Here is a 14,187-nt window from a genome sequence, read left to right on the forward strand (position 1 = left end):
GTAGCCGCCGGTCGCGGAGGGCTCTCAGCCCTCCCCCGCAGATTTTTTCTCTCTCAGGTTTGAGCCTTCGCCAGCTGAACCGCGTAGTACCCGTCGACGGCCTGCCGAGACCGGGTCGTCACGTCGGCCGCTGGGGGGTGGCAGACGCCGGAAGACGACTGCTGAGCGGGTGAGGTCGATGGCGCGAGCGTACGGCGATACTGCCGGGCGACCAGAGCCGACCATGTTCCAATCCTTCGAAGACCAGCGTGAGCCTTCGTTCGGCCAGACCCTGGCACCGGAACGCGACTTCTGGTCGCAGCCCGACCTGAACGAGGGTGTGCCGCGCGGCGACATCGTCGTCGAGGCGCCGCAGGACCCGTCCGGCTGGCAGACCAGCGGCCCGCCGATCTCCACCGATGATCGCCCGCCGGCCGAGGCCACTTCGGGAAACCGCCTGCTCACGGTCCTGTTGTTCTTCGCCGGCCTGGCGACCAGCGTCTCGCTCTGGCTCTTCGACACCCAGGCCGGCGCGATCAACGACACCGCGACGCTGATGATGGCCGTCGGCCGGATCACCGGTCTGATCGCCGGTTACCTGCTCTTCATCCAGCTGCTGATGATGAGCCGCGTCTCCTGGCTCGAGGAGTGGGTCGGCGCCCGCGACCTGCTGCGCTGGCACCGCTGGCTGGGCACCTCACTGGTCGTGACGGTCCTGGCACACATCGTCTTCATCGTTTACGGGTACGCGCTGACGGCCGAGTCCGGCGTGGTCGACCAGGCCTGGACGATCATCACCACGCTCCCCGAGATGATCAGCGCGACCGTCGCCACCGGTCTGCTGGTGCTGATCAGCGTCATCTCGATCCGCGCGGCACGCAGCAAACTGCCGTACGAGCTGTGGCACTTCATTCACCTGACCGCGTACCTGGTGCTCCTGCTCGGGTACGGCCACCAGGTCGCGACGGGCGCCAACCTGTCCGGCCGCTTCGCGTCGGTCTTCTGGCCCGCACTGAGCGCCCTCGTGATCGCCGCGCTGGTCTGGGGCCGCCTGGTCGAGCCGCTGTGGCTGAACGCGCGCCACCGCTTCGAGGTCGCCGAGGTTGTCGCCGAGGGCGCGAACACGTTCTCGATCTACATCGACGGCCGCCGCCTCGAGAGCCTGCCGGCGCAGGCCGGGCAGTTCATGCGCTGGCGGTTCCTGACCGCCAACGGCTGGTGGCAGTCACACCCGTTCTCGCTCTCCGCCGCACCGAACTCCGAGTGGCTGCGCCTGACCGTCACGGCCGTCGGCGGTCACACGTCGAAGCTGGCCGAGATGGAGCCGGGCACCCCGATCTGGGCGGAAGGCCCGTTCGGCACCTTCACCGCCCAGCGCCGCACCCGCCGCCGCGCGCTGCTCATCGCCGGTGGCAGCGGCATCGCCCCCATCCGGGCCCTGCTCGAGGACATGCCGCCGGACACGATCGTGATCTACCGCGCCAGCCGCCCGGACGAGCTCGTCTTCCGCGAGGAGCTGGAGGACCTGGCCGAACGCCGCGACGCGTGGGTCCGATACATCGTCGGCTCCCGCAACGACCCAGGCCCCCGCCGGCTCTTCACGGCGACCGGTCTGCTCGGGCTGGTGCCCGACGTCAACCGCCGGGACGTCTACCTGTGCGGGCCACCCGGGCTGGTCGACGCCGCGGTGCAGACCCTGCGCGAACTGGAAGTGCCGGACAGCCAGATGCACCTCGACCCCTTCGAATTCTGATCCGCCTCCGATCCCCCAGCCCATTTCGGGAGTTTCCTCATGCGACGCAGCACCGCAGCAGCCGTCGGAACGTTGACCGGCGCCGCCCTGATCGTCGGGGTCCGGCTGAGCGTCACCGCGCCCGTGGTTCCCTCAGCGGCGCCGCCCGTGGTCGACCTGGCGAACTCGGGCCAGGACGCCGACCCGTCGGCGTCCCCGACCAAGAAGCCGGCCTCGAAGAAGCCCAAGGCTCCGGCCGAGGACGCCGAGTCGGAAGAATCGTCGGGTGAGGCCGGCGGCACCGGCCTGACCAACGGCATCTTCAAGGGCAAAGCCGCGAAGAACCCCTACGGCACGATCCAGGTCTCGATCAAGGTCTCCGGCGGCAAGATCACGGCCGCTGACGCCACGTACCCCGTGACGGGCGACAGCGCGACGATCAACCCGCCCGCGATCGCTTCGCTCAAGGAATCCACGGTCCAGGCCCAGAGCGCCGAGGTCGACGCGGTGTCCGGTGCCACGTTCACGTCGGAGTCGTACGTCAAGTCTCTGCAGGCGGCGATCGACGCCGCCACCGCGTAGAGTCCCGCGCCATGCACCACGCCGAACACGTCATGGGCACCGTCGTCAGCATCGACCTGGCCGACGACCTCCCCGACCAGACCCTCCGGGCGATGATCGGCGACGTGTGCGGCTGGCTCCACGAGGTCGACCACCGCTTCAGCACCTACCGCGACGACAGCGAGGTCAGCCGCCTCCGCCGCCGCGAGCTCAAGCCGTCCGAATGTTCCGCCGACATGCGTCACGTCCTGGAGGCGTGTGCTGATCTGTGGCGGGAGACCGACGGCTACTTCGACGCGTACGCCGCGGGCCCCCTGGACCCGTCCGGATACGTCAAGGGCTGGTCCGTGGAGATCGCCTCCGCCCGTCTGGCCGAAGCCGGTTCGGTCAACCACTGCGTCAACGCCGGCGGCGACATCCGGGCCCGCGGCCGCTCCGGCCAGGGCTTGCCCTGGCGGGTCGGCATCCGGCATCCCTGGGAAGCGGACAAGCTCAGCTGGGTGCTCTCCCTGACCGACGAGGCCGTTGCCACCTCCGGCACCTACGAACGCGGCGACCACGTCTTCAACCCGCGCACGGGCGGCCCGGCGCGCGGCCTGCGCTCCGTGACCGTCGTCGGCCCCGACCTGGCGCTAGCTGACGCGTACGCGACCGCCGCGCTGGCCATGGGCGAGCCCGGCATCGCCTGGCTCGCCAAACGGGTCGCCGACGGATACAACTCCGCGGTCGTGACGGACGACGGCCGTGCCTTCAGCTCCGCCGGTCTCCCCGCCGCCGTCTGACCCGCCCTCACGCGGTCGTCAGAAGTCGGCAAACAGGTAGGGCATCTGCTTGGGGAACAGTGCGGCGAGGGACTGAGCGGCCGCGGCGTCCACCTGGCCGAAGCCTCTGGTCAACACCTCGATCGGATCCAGGACACCGTAGGCGAGCGCCGAGATCCCCGCGCAGGTCAGCGTGGCCTGCGGCTCGGCTTTGCTCGGCTCGACCACAAGGCGGCCCGCGTCGGCCGAGAGCTGGTAGCGCCCGCCGATGAACTCGTCGTCGACCACCTCGACGACCACTGCCTCGTCCTTCGCCGCCGTGGAGGTGCCGGTCAGGGCCTCCAGGGACAGCAGGCGCGCCATCGGACCGCCCTTGCGGGGATGTTCCACACGGCCCTCGGTGAGCACCGCAAAGTCGGTCCCCCACAGCTCGGGCACCTCATCGGTGCCGATCGTCAGCTTGACGCGGGACACCTGGTCGACGTGCCGCGCGAAGAACTGCAGCAGCAGCGCCCGCCCGAGCGACCCGGTGACCAGGAGGTCGTCGGCGATGAGATCACCGCCGTACTGATCGATCCGGTAGGCCACGGCCCCCACGACCTCCCCACCCGACCGCGCGACGGCAACCCAGCGCGCCGGGCTCTCCCGAAACTCGGCCGTGCGCACCTCGTCGTACACGGAGAAGCCGTGCCGCTCCCCCAGCAGGCGCAGCGTCAGGGCGTTGAAGTCGTCGAAGCACTCCGCCATGGGGAGGCGCTGCACCTCGCCCGGCAGATCGGCCCTGAGCAGGTGCGAGAGCCCTTCAGGGGCGAAGGTGGCCGTCCGGACCCGGGGAAGGCCCACAAAGCCGAACCGGCCGTAGAACGACGGGCGGAACGGGTAGAGCGCGCTGACGGTGCACCCCTGATCGCGCATCTGATGCAGAAGCCGCCACAACAGCTCCCGCACGAACCCCCGCCGCCGCGCCGCAGGATGCGTGGAGACCGACGCGACGCCGGCCATGTCGTGCACTGCGCCCCGCGCGTTCTGCCGCATCGGGAACGCCGCGACCCCCGCAAGCGCCTGCCCACCCTCCTCAGCCACGAGGCTGACGGCGGTCTCGTAGAAGCGCATCCGACCGGCATAAACCTCCCGGTCGGCCTCCGGCCACGGCGAAGGCATGAACGCGTAGGTCTGCAGCGGAAACATCGTGTCGGTACGCTCAGCGGCCGACACCTGCCGGATCTCCATGAAGCCATCCAACCGGGAACGACGGCGGCGCGCTCGCCTGTTTCCTGACCTGTGGATAACCCGGGCCGCGACGCGCCGGGGTACCCCGGTTTGGCAAGGCGGCGGGGTACCCGCTAATGTTTCATCCGTCGCCGGGGAACGCACCGGAGAGACAAGCGGACGTAGCGCAGCTGGTAGCGCATCACCTTGCCAAGGTGAGGGTCGCGGGTTCGAATCCCGTCGTCCGCTCGGAGAGGCCGCCACAGGTTACGTGCGGGGCCGGCTCGGTGGAGTGGCCGAGAGGCGAGGCAACGGCCTGCAAAGCCGTGTACACGGGTTCAAATCCCGTCTCCACCTCGGCAACAAGAACGAGGGCGATTGGCGCAGCGGGAGCGCGCTTCCCTGACACGGAAGAGGTCACTGGTTCGATCCCAGTATCGCCCACCACGCAAGACAGCAGGTCAGAGCGGGTTTCATCCTCCGGGGATGAAGCCCGTTTTCCGTTGTGCGGGGCTCTCGGGAGAATCTGGGGAGAGGATCTTGGGGCCGGGGAGAACGTCATTCCCCACGCTCCGTCAGCAGCCGATCGAGTACCGCCACGGCCTACCGCTGGCTGAACTAACGCCGGGCGGTAAGCGCCGCCAGCCATAGCTCGGTCAGGCCGCCGAGCAGGCGTTCCGTCATGCCCGAAGTGATGTGCGCATAGCGGGCCTGCACCGAGCCGTCCTCGTGGCCCATTTGGTCATCCATGAGCGTCGCAGGCGTGCCCAGCTCGACCATGATGGTCTTGTAGGTATGACGCAGCCCGTGCGGTGTGAGCTTCGGGGCGATCGGCAGCCAGCAAGCGTCGGCCCGTCCGGCAGCGTTGCGCCCCCGGACCGGCACCCCCGGCCATGGGTCGGCCAGCACCGGGACCGGCCGCGCCGGCAGCGGGGCCTTGCCTGGATAGCGGCCGGTCGCCGCCGGGTGGAACACCCAGGTCGCGAACCCGTTACCGGACGTAGCCGAGTTCGGCGATGGCGGCCTGGACCCGGGCACGCGTCGGCTCGGCTACCATAGTGAGCACGAGACGCACCGTCGTTCGACCGGCTCCCAGATCCTCAGCAAGCCGCCTTTCAGACGGCAGCTTGTCCTGTGGGCCGTATTCCCCCGACGTGACGAGTCCTCGGATCGCCACCTCGACGCGTGCCGTGACTTCCCCCATGCCTTAGACCCTTCGACCCATCCGACAGACTTGTCCAGCCTACTGGTACGCGCCAGCCAGTTCCGACTCGTGCAGATGCGGTCCTCCAGCACCCCAGAGACGCCCGACACCTCTGCAGCACGCCATTCGATCAGGTCGAACACATATTCTAACGTGACGACATGGCGGAGCGCATCGAACATTGGTTCAACAGGCACTACGGGCCAAACCGGCGCGACGTCTATCTGCTCCGCACCGAGACCGGATGGCAGGCGCTCGGGCGGCAAGGCGGTGCCGACGGCCTGACAGTGACTCACTACTTCGACCAAGAACGCGAAGCGCGAGCCATGCTGCACCGAATGATGGCGACGGTGCCGCCAGAGCTCTCAGACTGGGCAAAAATGTCGCAGCCGCGAACCTGAACTTTAGTGATCGGCAGTCGTAGATTGCCGCCATGGCGTCCATCAACACGTTAGCCAGCCGCTATCAGGAATGGGAAGGTCGAACGACCGGCCGTTTTCAGACTTGGCCGGCGCCGCTCGCCTTGGATCGTTGTTGGTTGGTTTGCTGCTGCAATTTGGTCTCATATTTCGGCTTGCCAGTCGAGATGGATGCTCCCGTTGTCGCTCAGTACTCGACGAAACCACGCCTGGGGCTGCAAGATCGGCTCTGGGTACTCAGCTGCGCAAAACGGGTTGTCGAACCGCGATATCGTAACCTCGTCCGGCGCCCACGGCAGCCAGTTCTTAACCACATATACACACGACACTCTTTGATTTTTCCCACCGTTCTTTCCGAGCCCAAAAAGACCGTTCGATGCCCTTTGCCATTTCATCGAGGCCAGCTCGATCTGCTCAGTTCCATACAGAGCATCGAGAACTTGTTCGTCAGAGCAAAAGAAGTCGTGAAGAACGACGCATGGAGCGTACGGGCCGCCGAGTAGCTTGTACTTGCTGCCTGCCTTGCCGGTCAGCGCAACCTTGAGTCGCCGACCAGAGTTCACAAAGCCTCCGGTAAGAGCGCCCATACCGACGATGCGATCCGCGCTCAGCTCGCCAGTAGACGTTCGTGGGATAAAATCAAACTTGAGAAGCACGCCCTCAGAAGCAAAGGTGGCGGGTGGAATCGGCTCGTCATGCATCACTGATATTTTTTCGGCAGCAAGAGCACGCGTTGTGCGCTGCACCCAATCAGCCAACTTGCGTATAGGCGGCTCACGGTCCAGGTGAATAATTTCAAAGTGGATGAACCATCGATCAGCAACGAGGCGTCGGTTTAGCTCGTCAGCTATTCGGGCGTGCTGGTAATGTTCGGCTTCCCAATCTGATCTTCCAAATAAGGAGAGCACCTCAAGGCCAGCGAGGTAACTATCAGTATCGTATAAACGGAAATCCGGAGCGCCCAACTCCTCTTCGTATTCAATTCGCCAGAACTGACGGCGCAATAGCTCGTTGACGAAGAGTTCGTCGAGCGCCGACCGGTGCACATTCGAATTATCATCGCGCAAACGCTTAAGGAGAGATAATGTAGGGTCGCTTATTCGCGAGTACCACAGGTTGACGTTGGTACGAGCGGCGACCGCAATCTCCCTGGTCGACTGGAGGAAGAAGTTCACCTCGGGCTCCGCGCCGCCCATCGGGCCAAGCCGTGGAACGCCTGGTTCGTGGAACGGGATCCCGGTTGCCATGAGCGCATGGTACGAGCCATCGTCGTTCCACGACAGTGAGTAATCGCTGGCCCCTACTCGCGCGGCCCGAGTGGCATCCCGGTAGGTCGGTCGTAGTCCTAAGCCAAGGAGCGGTTGCCGCCCGACGCCTTCGAGTGCGGTCATCGCCATCAGCGAGGTCGCCGGCGCCAGACGCTCGGCGTGCCTAGCGCAAGTATCGTGGTGCCGAGTGCTTAGGCCGAGCCAGCCGCCCCGATTGCCGTGGTTGGTTGCGAGCTTTCTAGCAGGTCGGGCGCGTCGCCGTTGGCTACTACGCCGCCTGGAGGGAGCCCGCGATCTTGACGCATAAGTTCGAGAGCCTGTCTAGCGCTCACCTTGTATGAGTCGTGGATCTTTAATGTCTTTTCTTGATCCACAATTTTCGCGAGGAAGGCATTGTTGAAACTACTGATCAGATTGCAGCAGTCGCGGGCCGGCTTTCTAACTGGAGCCGAAGCCGTAAGCTCCAGCAAAGCAAAGGTGTCCACTGCTTCGACCGCGCTGGCGGTTAGATCGTCATACTGCTCTCGCGTGATGTTCTTCGCCCCGCCCTGCAGTGCTGTTCGTGCCGCCGACGCCTTACGGCCCCACGCCCAAATCGCTCGCATGAACTGCGTGTAGACCTCCTCCCTTGTCTCCCGGTGGCGAAGTTCGTCCTCGCGCTGCCATATGTAGGACCTGTCTTTCTGCTCACGGTCCCACCGTCGCTGCTGGTCCTCGCGGTCCCTCGCCGCACGACGCTCCTCCCTTCGCGTCGTAAGAACCTGGGTTGTCACGGCAGCGCCGAAAGTGCCGATCACGCCGAGAACAGCTACAACGATGATTGGCCAGCTCATGTTCACAGCAGCATTGTCGGCGGTGCACGCAAGGCGAGCCTCCGCGCTGCTCAGCCATCCCAGAGGTCAGGGTCCCCGCCGGAGGCGTCATGTCACCGCGGACTGCTAAGCCCGGGATTGCCGGCTGCTTCGGCGGCCCGGGCTTCTTCGCGTGTCGAGCCTGCCGGCGGGCTGCAACTGTCGGGCCGCGCCCAGCGAAGCGACCGGGCGGGGCCATGATGGGCGGGCCTCCGGCCCGGCCTGCTGGGCGGCGCGAGCGGCCTGCGAAACGGAACCCTCGGGCGATTCACGCCTCCTGGGTGGCCGGCTCGCACGGGGTGATGGTCGCAGCTTTTTGGCTCGGTGACGCCAACGCCAGTGTCACGCCCCAGAACTACGCCCGGCCGATGGACGACCGTGACGCCCAGGTCGCCGAGCACTTCGACAACGTCGAAAGTGGCAGGCCAACGGGCACGAAAGACCTAGAAGGAGAAACCATGATCGCTGGTCAAGGCTCCGACCTGGTGCCCCCGGCAGGAATCGAACCTGCGACACACGGTTTAGGAATCCTCGATCATCCGCCGGTCGCGGGTCACTCACCTACCGTCTTCCCAGCTCAGCGGCAGTCGTCGTTAACCGTCGTTGACCGCCTTGACCGCCCGTTGGCCGCCACATCGGGCACGCAGCGGGCACGGCCGCGAACGGCAGCCTGCGTCTTTCCTATGTACCTTGACGACAACCGACCGACTCGGCTGCCGACGTTCACTCTGGTGGCACAGCACTTGAGCTTCTTGTAGCATCGAGGGCGACTCCCCGGAGGAGTTCCGCCGACCGTCATCATGGTGCGTCATCCAATGACCGCTCGCCCTCCAGCGCTCGAGGGCTTCGGTACGCGTGCGCCCGGAGGCCTGCGATGACGGATGACGTTCACCCGACCAATGCTCAGGGCCAGGAGCAGTCACAAGCGCGGGACGTGACTGCCACCCCGTCGGGCCGCCAGGTAACTCGGCTCGGTCAAGAAGCGCCACACAACGGTGATCACCTACCCGTGGTGGTCACCGGGGCCAGCGACTTGCATGACGCCACGCATAAGGCCTTAGCAGAAGCGCTTGTAAAGCATGGACGAGTTCTTCTGAACGAGGCCAGCCGCTTAGAAGCTGCAGCCAACCCTGGTTTAGCGCCTCCCCTGATCACTCCCACCATGATTCATGACGCCGACACGCTGCAGCGGATCGGATACGCTCAGCCCGGAAAAGCGGATGATCGTCGAAACTGGATGCTGTGTAGCTTACTAGCTACCTTCGTCGGTGGACACTTCACAAACAACTTGACTGAATCGTGGGGCGCAATCGGTTTCGTGATTTGCGGAGCCGCTGCCCTTATCTGCTTCAATAAGGGGTCGCAGTCATGACAGACGGATTGCGGAGTGTGCCGCCACTCAATCTAGACGCGGCGGCAGAGGCCTTATTGGACCGTCGCATTGCAAGACTCCGCGAGAACGTTCTAACTCTCGCCAGTAGCGAGGCCCTTAAAGAGGACGCGGCGACAATCTCAGAGCCTCACATCAGGGTCGCCCTTCTTGAATTAGGGCTTATCGCGGAGGACGCGTCTGACCGGAGCAAGCTCTACCGTCAGCGGCAGCGATGGTTCGCCGTAGTGACGGGCGGCCTTGCATTAGTCGTGGGCACCTCGATTGTTTTCTATATACTCAGCCGTTCCGATCCGTCTGATCTCGACCGAGCCAGCGAGTGGGCGAGCACAATCGCGGCTCTTGTAGCAAGTGCGGGAGTGCTTTTGACACTGCTTATTATGAGACAGACGCGACAGGCCATTCTTCAAACCCGGATTGCCTCGAAGAATAAGCGTGCCTCTATTACCGCGTCAGAGTTCTTCGTGCTATGGGGGGAACTTGAGCGCTCGATTCGAACGGCCGTCGGAGACGACACCGACGCGTTGCACGCCTCGCGCCCATTTGGTGGAGCCGTGAGGGATTACGCCACGTTGGCCCACTTGGCTCCTGACGAATTGGAGCGTCTAATGCGGGCGCTAGACGTACGAAATCGCATTGCTCATGGCCGATTGGAACCGGCGCGGAGTGACGACATAGACGAGGCCTCGACTACCGTTAAGGAGCACATCAAGCGAGCTAAAGCCCTGGCCGGCCAGCCGTAACCTCGCGCATAATCGGCAGAAGTCTGGCGTAGCAATGTTTCTTCTCGCGCTCCCATTCCGAAATATGTCAACGATCTAGGGATAAACCGACGCTCGTTGCCCACGCCGAGCCATTTGCCCGCTAGAGCCATCCCGTCGGCCTTCGTCCGCACACCATGGAGCGGACAGGGCCTGCCTGGGCAAGGTGGAGCACCCCACGTCTGACCGGCCTTGACCAGGCAGGCCCTGTCTGCTCGGCTTCGCCTGACGAAGGTTGACGGAATGGCGCCACCCATCCCGGAGATTAGAGTCCCCGCCGGAGGCGTCATGCCTACCCGGACTTGTATGCCCCGGATCTGCCGGCTGGCAACTCATGATCTCGAATGAGCTTGGTCAACAGTGCGGCGAACAGCACGTATCAGTCCTGAGTCGTCCGCGAGCGTACACCATAGTCGCTGGCGATTGTCACTCAGCTAGTCACCCGGACGCTTCGAGTCGTTACTGATCATGTGCCTAGCGTCAGCGGCGTTCTTTTCGAAGATACCGTCCTCGACCACAACGTCGGCAAGTTTCGCGCGGAGGGCGACAGGGGTTTTCGCAAAAATAGTTCCCTTAAAGTCTGGCTTTCTTGCAAATTCAGCTTCGACGAAATGTGCATCTTGTTTGAATTCCGCATCGTGAAAATCCGCAGTGAACTCGAATACAGACCTAAAGAAGGAAGTCGGACCCACAAATACGGCGCCTCGAAACCACGCTTGACCTGTAAAAGTTGTGTTATCCAAGAAACATCTACCTATAAAGGTGGCGCCTGAAAAGTTTCCATGCTCGATATGACCGCCGCCAAAATGCCAATTTACAAGAACCGCGTCAGTCAAATTGAGCGACAGGCCGGGCCAGTAGCTGTCGGGGACAGGGTCACCATACTTCAACGTCTTGTGGTCAAGGATCTCCTGAGCCAGCATTCTCACCTGCCACTCTTCGAATCGCGCTTGATGCGCCTCATCCAATCGTCCTTCAAGACTCATCAAAGCGAGATCGTTTGCGGCGTCTCGCGCCCAATACGGGATCCGATACGCCTCCGGCGGCGGAACAAAGGGCATTCGTAGATATGCGCAAATGACGTCGACAACCATTTGCCTTACTTCCGGGTTGTTTTGGCCGAGCTGCTCCAATGCATAGAATCCAGCCATTCTAACCTGTGGCCGCTCCGATGCTATTTGCTCTACGGCTTTTACATACATTTCGTTCTTACGCTTTTCCGCTGCGTCGTGATCCTGGCTCAAATGCGCTATTTCTGCGAGTCTCTGCCGGCGAACGGCCAACATTAGAGCTCCTGCCGCCGCGATACCCGCTGCTACGCTCAATCCCGTCTTCACGGCATCAATCTGAGCTTGAGGTCGACTAGCAGGGATTGCTTGATTCGCAAGACCCATAAGTAACGCTAGTGCTACTAAGCTGACCGAAATGGCGAGCAACGCAACGAATACCACAGACTTCATCGATATGGGCTGAACATGCGCCGCGCTTACGGGTTGGGATTTGGGATCTCGGCCTAGCGATAAGCGCCTAATCAGGAAAGCCGCAAGTAGCAGAATGCCGGCTGCGAGGGTTACGGCTGGCCAATTGTGCGCTATCCATGCAGGAGCAGACGTGACTATTTTCCCGATCTGCCCAAATATCAGATTTGCGGTTGCCGCGACAATGAGCAAGACAGCAATGACCAACAGGGCATAGGCACGCACAAGTGCTTTCACCTTAACACGACTCACGAGAGCACCGTCACGATTGCGAATTGGCACCTGGAATATCTACTTGTCAAGTCTGCGGTCACGATTCCTCGCTTCTAAACCTGGGTGGTGGCCAGTCGAGTCTCTACCGCCCCGCGTGCCAGGAGGATGCCGGAAACCCGGGGTAGACCGCAGCTACCAAGAGAATGGTCCACTAGGGCGTTGTAGTCGACAACACGAGGCCGATAGTAAGACTAGGATGCAACGGCACACCGGGTCCTCAGAAAACGTGCATTCGTCAAGGCTGCCTTGACGCCCGCCGGGCGTGTAACCGAGTCGGTGACGGGTGCGGCGGCGTGCGCCTTCCTGCGGGCAGGCCACTGGCCTGCCGCTTGACCCCTGACCGCTCAGGGACGCAGAGGCTCCGCCGTCCAGGGCGGCCGGTCTATGGCCGTCGCTTGCGACGCGAAGCGCCCTTGACGGTGGAGGAGCGGCCCGGACACCATGCGCGCCGCCGCACCCGGAGCTGACGGCCGCGAGTCGCTTTGCGGCCAGGCGCGGACAGCTGGCCCACGTCGCCAAGGCCGCACCCCGGTCGGCTGCCGGCGAAGTCTGCTGACCTTCACGAAACCGCTGCTTCTGCCTGTCGTCGTCGCGGCCCGACTACGCGGTTCCACGCCAGCCGACGGGCTGCTTGCGTGTCCGGGCAAAAGCGGCAGCGGCGGCCCGGGCACGCGCCCAGGCGGCGGCGTGAGCGGCCCGTTTCGGGCCTCCTTGAAAAACGTACAGACACGTTGAACAGCCGACCCGACGGTGAGAACTTTCCATACGCCTTCAAGGCGCGATTCGGGGATCGGCGCCTTGCCGCTTCGCTCCCGGGGGCCGACCCCGACCGCGCAGATGGCGAGCCTACGCAGACGCGCCGAAGCCTCGATGGTCCGTTTAAGGAGCAACCGGAGCTTCGGCGTAAGCATCGAACGACGCGCGACACCGCCCACTTCGCGACTCAGACCTCCGCGGAGGGTCCGTACATAGCCGCATTCGACGGGGACGACCCGAGGCGAGCGCTGGAAGATTTCATCTCTTGCGGACGCTCTACGCCGTCCTTGCTGTTAGCTGCTGGCGTTCTCCCGCGGGCCACGCGGTGCGCTTCTTCAGCAACTGTCAGGAAGGCACGCCGTCGACTGGTGGCGCCACGTCCCCAACCATGTGACTGCACACCTGACCACCAGGTCACGGCGTCGGTATCAACGAAAAACTCGTCGAAGAGGGTCCGCAGTTCCGTCCGGTCCACTGTTCTCGTATCCCAAAGCATCGCCCAGTGTGCCATCCACAAACTGCACACCAAAAACTTCCGCCGCATAGCTGGATCGCCTCCCGGAACCTCGGTCTGCATGATGAGGCTCGGGTCCTCTAGCCCCATCTTGACGAGTTCGAAGTGGCGCTCCCGGGCCGTCATAGATTGACTCAGCCGCGTTTGATGCCATTGCAAGATCAGTGAGCACGCGATCCCGCAGAATGCGAGCCCCGACAGGATCGCGGATATTCCACCGTACGCCTGACCGACTTCAGATAGTTCGCGCCAGTCGCCGGGCCGACCCACCAATGATCTTGTCAGCCACGGAGACGCGACGATCACCGCGAGGAAACCGATAGATATGATCATGATTAGAGCGGCGACGACCACCCCACGTCGAGCAGACACCCGAATCGTCCTCATGAAGCAATCATCACCGCCGCCGGCAACAAGATGCATTGAGCCCTCGGGGGGTTAACCACCGAGCAGCCTCCGGCGGGCAGGATCTCCGACCCTGCACCCGGAAGATGCCTCCGGCGGCCGGGCTACCCGCCCTGGACCCGGCGGCTCTGGGATGCCGAGGTCCAGCGGGTATCCATCGCACACCGGGAGGCAGCCGGGCCGCGCCAGCCCGGTCAAGGTCGGTCAGACGTGGGGTGCTCCACCTTGCCCGGGCTGGCGCGGCCCGGCCGGGCGAAGCCTGCGCGACGGGATGCCCGCTCAGGTAGGCGATCCCCTCGCTTGGGAGAAATTTGGGAGACGATCTTGCAATATTGCGCCGGAACGACCGACCCAAACCAACAACCACCAACGCCGCTAGCAGGGCAGATAGCCATACGCCGACGTGGTGAATTGACCTTGACCTAGCTGACACGGAAGAGGTCACTGGTTCGATCCCAGTATCGCCCACCAGGTCAGAGGCCATATCCTATCGACGGATATGGCCTCTTTCAGTTCCTGAGTGACTAAGCCTCAGTAAGCCGACTCTCGGCGAAGATCCGATCCATGGCCGCCGCGCCGGCGCTGGTAGTGGTGGACCTTCTCGGTGACCAAGGTCTGGGGTGACG

Annotated in this window: 10 protein-coding genes, 3 tRNA genes and 1 pseudogene; 8 read left to right on the top strand and 6 right to left on the bottom strand. The window is 63.7% G+C overall.

Annotated features, from left to right (window positions below):
• Window positions 1-223 precede the first annotated feature (223 nt).
• The 3 genes from AFR_RS34160 to AFR_RS34170 are packed head-to-tail and all read left to right on the top strand — an operon-like array spanning window position 224 to window position 3,054.
• Window positions 224-1,732 (top strand): ferredoxin reductase family protein, encoded by a 1,509-nt coding sequence (locus tag AFR_RS34160; protein WP_023561397.1) that lies wholly within the window; start codon window positions 224-226, stop codon window positions 1,730-1,732.
• Between the two features lie 39 nt (window positions 1,733-1,771).
• A complete protein-coding gene (locus tag AFR_RS34165) occupies window positions 1,772-2,293 on the top strand; it encodes an FMN-binding protein (RefSeq protein WP_023561398.1) in 522 nt (173 codons plus the stop codon).
• Between the two features lie 11 nt (window positions 2,294-2,304).
• Window positions 2,305-3,054 (top strand): FAD:protein FMN transferase, encoded by a 750-nt coding sequence (locus tag AFR_RS34170; RefSeq protein ID WP_023561399.1) that lies wholly within the window; start codon window positions 2,305-2,307, stop codon window positions 3,052-3,054.
• An 18-nt stretch (window positions 3,055-3,072) separates the two neighbouring features.
• Here the strand turns inward: AFR_RS34170 and AFR_RS34175 are convergent, their stop codons facing one another.
• Window positions 3,073-4,263, bottom strand: coding sequence for a GNAT family N-acetyltransferase (locus AFR_RS34175; RefSeq protein WP_023561400.1), 1,191 nt, complete (start codon window positions 4,261-4,263; stop codon window positions 3,073-3,075).
• Window positions 4,264-4,418: 155 nt separating this feature from the next.
• Here AFR_RS34175 and AFR_RS34180 point away from each other — a divergent pair.
• The 3 genes from AFR_RS34180 to AFR_RS34190 all read left to right on the top strand — a co-directional run bounded on the left by AFR_RS34180 (window position 4,419) and on the right by AFR_RS34190 (window position 4,689).
• Window positions 4,419-4,491 (top strand) — tRNA-Gly (locus tag AFR_RS34180).
• A gap of 37 nt (window positions 4,492-4,528) precedes the next feature.
• Window positions 4,529-4,599, top strand: a tRNA-Cys gene (locus tag AFR_RS34185).
• Window positions 4,600-4,614: 15 nt separating this feature from the next.
• Window positions 4,615-4,689 (top strand) — tRNA-Val (locus AFR_RS34190).
• A gap of 171 nt (window positions 4,690-4,860) precedes the next feature.
• On the opposite strand, the pseudogene AFR_RS48885 reads toward AFR_RS34190, so the two are convergent.
• A pseudogene (locus AFR_RS48885) lies at window positions 4,861-5,410 on the bottom strand (GntR family transcriptional regulator); the annotation flags it as partial.
• 197 nt (window positions 5,411-5,607) lie between these two features.
• On the opposite strand from AFR_RS48885, the gene AFR_RS34200 reads away from it, so the two are divergent.
• Window positions 5,608-5,847: a hypothetical protein gene (locus AFR_RS34200; protein ID WP_023561402.1), complete on the top strand. Its 240-nt coding sequence runs from the start codon at window positions 5,608-5,610 to the stop codon at window positions 5,845-5,847.
• A gap of 161 nt (window positions 5,848-6,008) precedes the next feature.
• On the opposite strand, the gene AFR_RS46410 is transcribed toward AFR_RS34200, so the two are convergent.
• Complete coding sequence (locus AFR_RS46410) at window positions 6,009-7,112, bottom strand: hypothetical protein (protein ID WP_148308148.1); 1,104 nt, start codon at window positions 7,110-7,112, stop codon at window positions 6,009-6,011.
• 212 nt (window positions 7,113-7,324) lie between these two features.
• On the bottom strand, window positions 7,325-7,972 hold the full coding sequence (locus AFR_RS46415) for a hypothetical protein (protein WP_148308149.1): 648 nt from the start codon (window positions 7,970-7,972) through the stop codon (window positions 7,325-7,327).
• A gap of 886 nt (window positions 7,973-8,858) precedes the next feature.
• Here AFR_RS46415 and AFR_RS46420 point away from each other — a divergent pair.
• Window positions 8,859-9,356, top strand: coding sequence for a hypothetical protein (locus AFR_RS46420; RefSeq protein ID WP_148308150.1), 498 nt, complete (start codon window positions 8,859-8,861; stop codon window positions 9,354-9,356).
• Window positions 9,357-10,569: 1,213 nt separating this feature from the next.
• Here the strand turns inward: AFR_RS46420 and AFR_RS46425 are convergent.
• Both AFR_RS46425 and AFR_RS46430 read right to left on the bottom strand, forming a co-directional pair.
• A complete protein-coding gene (locus AFR_RS46425; protein WP_148308151.1) occupies window positions 10,570-11,865 on the bottom strand; it encodes a pentapeptide repeat-containing protein in 1,296 nt (431 codons plus the stop codon).
• A 964-nt stretch (window positions 11,866-12,829) separates the two neighbouring features.
• Window positions 12,830-13,543, bottom strand: a complete 714-nt coding sequence (locus tag AFR_RS46430; RefSeq protein ID WP_148308152.1) for a DUF6082 family protein — start codon at window positions 13,541-13,543, stop codon at window positions 12,830-12,832.
• Window positions 13,544-14,187: the final 644 nt, after the last annotated feature.

Origin of the sequence: Amorphoplanes friuliensis DSM 7358, from assembly GCF_000494755.1 — a bacterium.
In the GTDB taxonomy this organism is placed as follows: Bacteria; Actinomycetota; Actinomycetes; order Mycobacteriales; family Micromonosporaceae; genus Actinoplanes; species Actinoplanes friuliensis.

Coding starts and splice junctions, on each gene's coding strand:
- AFR_RS34160 (WP_023561397.1), top strand. CDS start 224: ATGTTCCAATCCTTCGAAGACCAGCGTGAGCCTTCGTTCGGCCAGACC.
- AFR_RS34165 (WP_023561398.1), top strand. CDS start 1,772: ATGCGACGCAGCACCGCAGCAGCCGTCGGAACGTTGACCGGCGCCGCC.
- AFR_RS34170 (WP_023561399.1), top strand. CDS start 2,305: ATGCACCACGCCGAACACGTCATGGGCACCGTCGTCAGCATCGACCTG.
- AFR_RS34175 (WP_023561400.1), bottom strand. CDS start 4,263: ATGGAGATCCGGCAGGTGTCGGCCGCTGAGCGTACCGACACGATGTTT.
- AFR_RS34200 (WP_023561402.1), top strand. CDS start 5,608: ATGGCGGAGCGCATCGAACATTGGTTCAACAGGCACTACGGGCCAAAC.
- AFR_RS46410 (WP_148308148.1), bottom strand. CDS start 7,112: ATGGCAACCGGGATCCCGTTCCACGAACCAGGCGTTCCACGGCTTGGC.
- AFR_RS46420 (WP_148308150.1), top strand. CDS start 8,859: ATGACGGATGACGTTCACCCGACCAATGCTCAGGGCCAGGAGCAGTCA.
- AFR_RS46430 (WP_148308152.1), bottom strand. CDS start 13,543: ATGAGGACGATTCGGGTGTCTGCTCGACGTGGGGTGGTCGTCGCCGCT.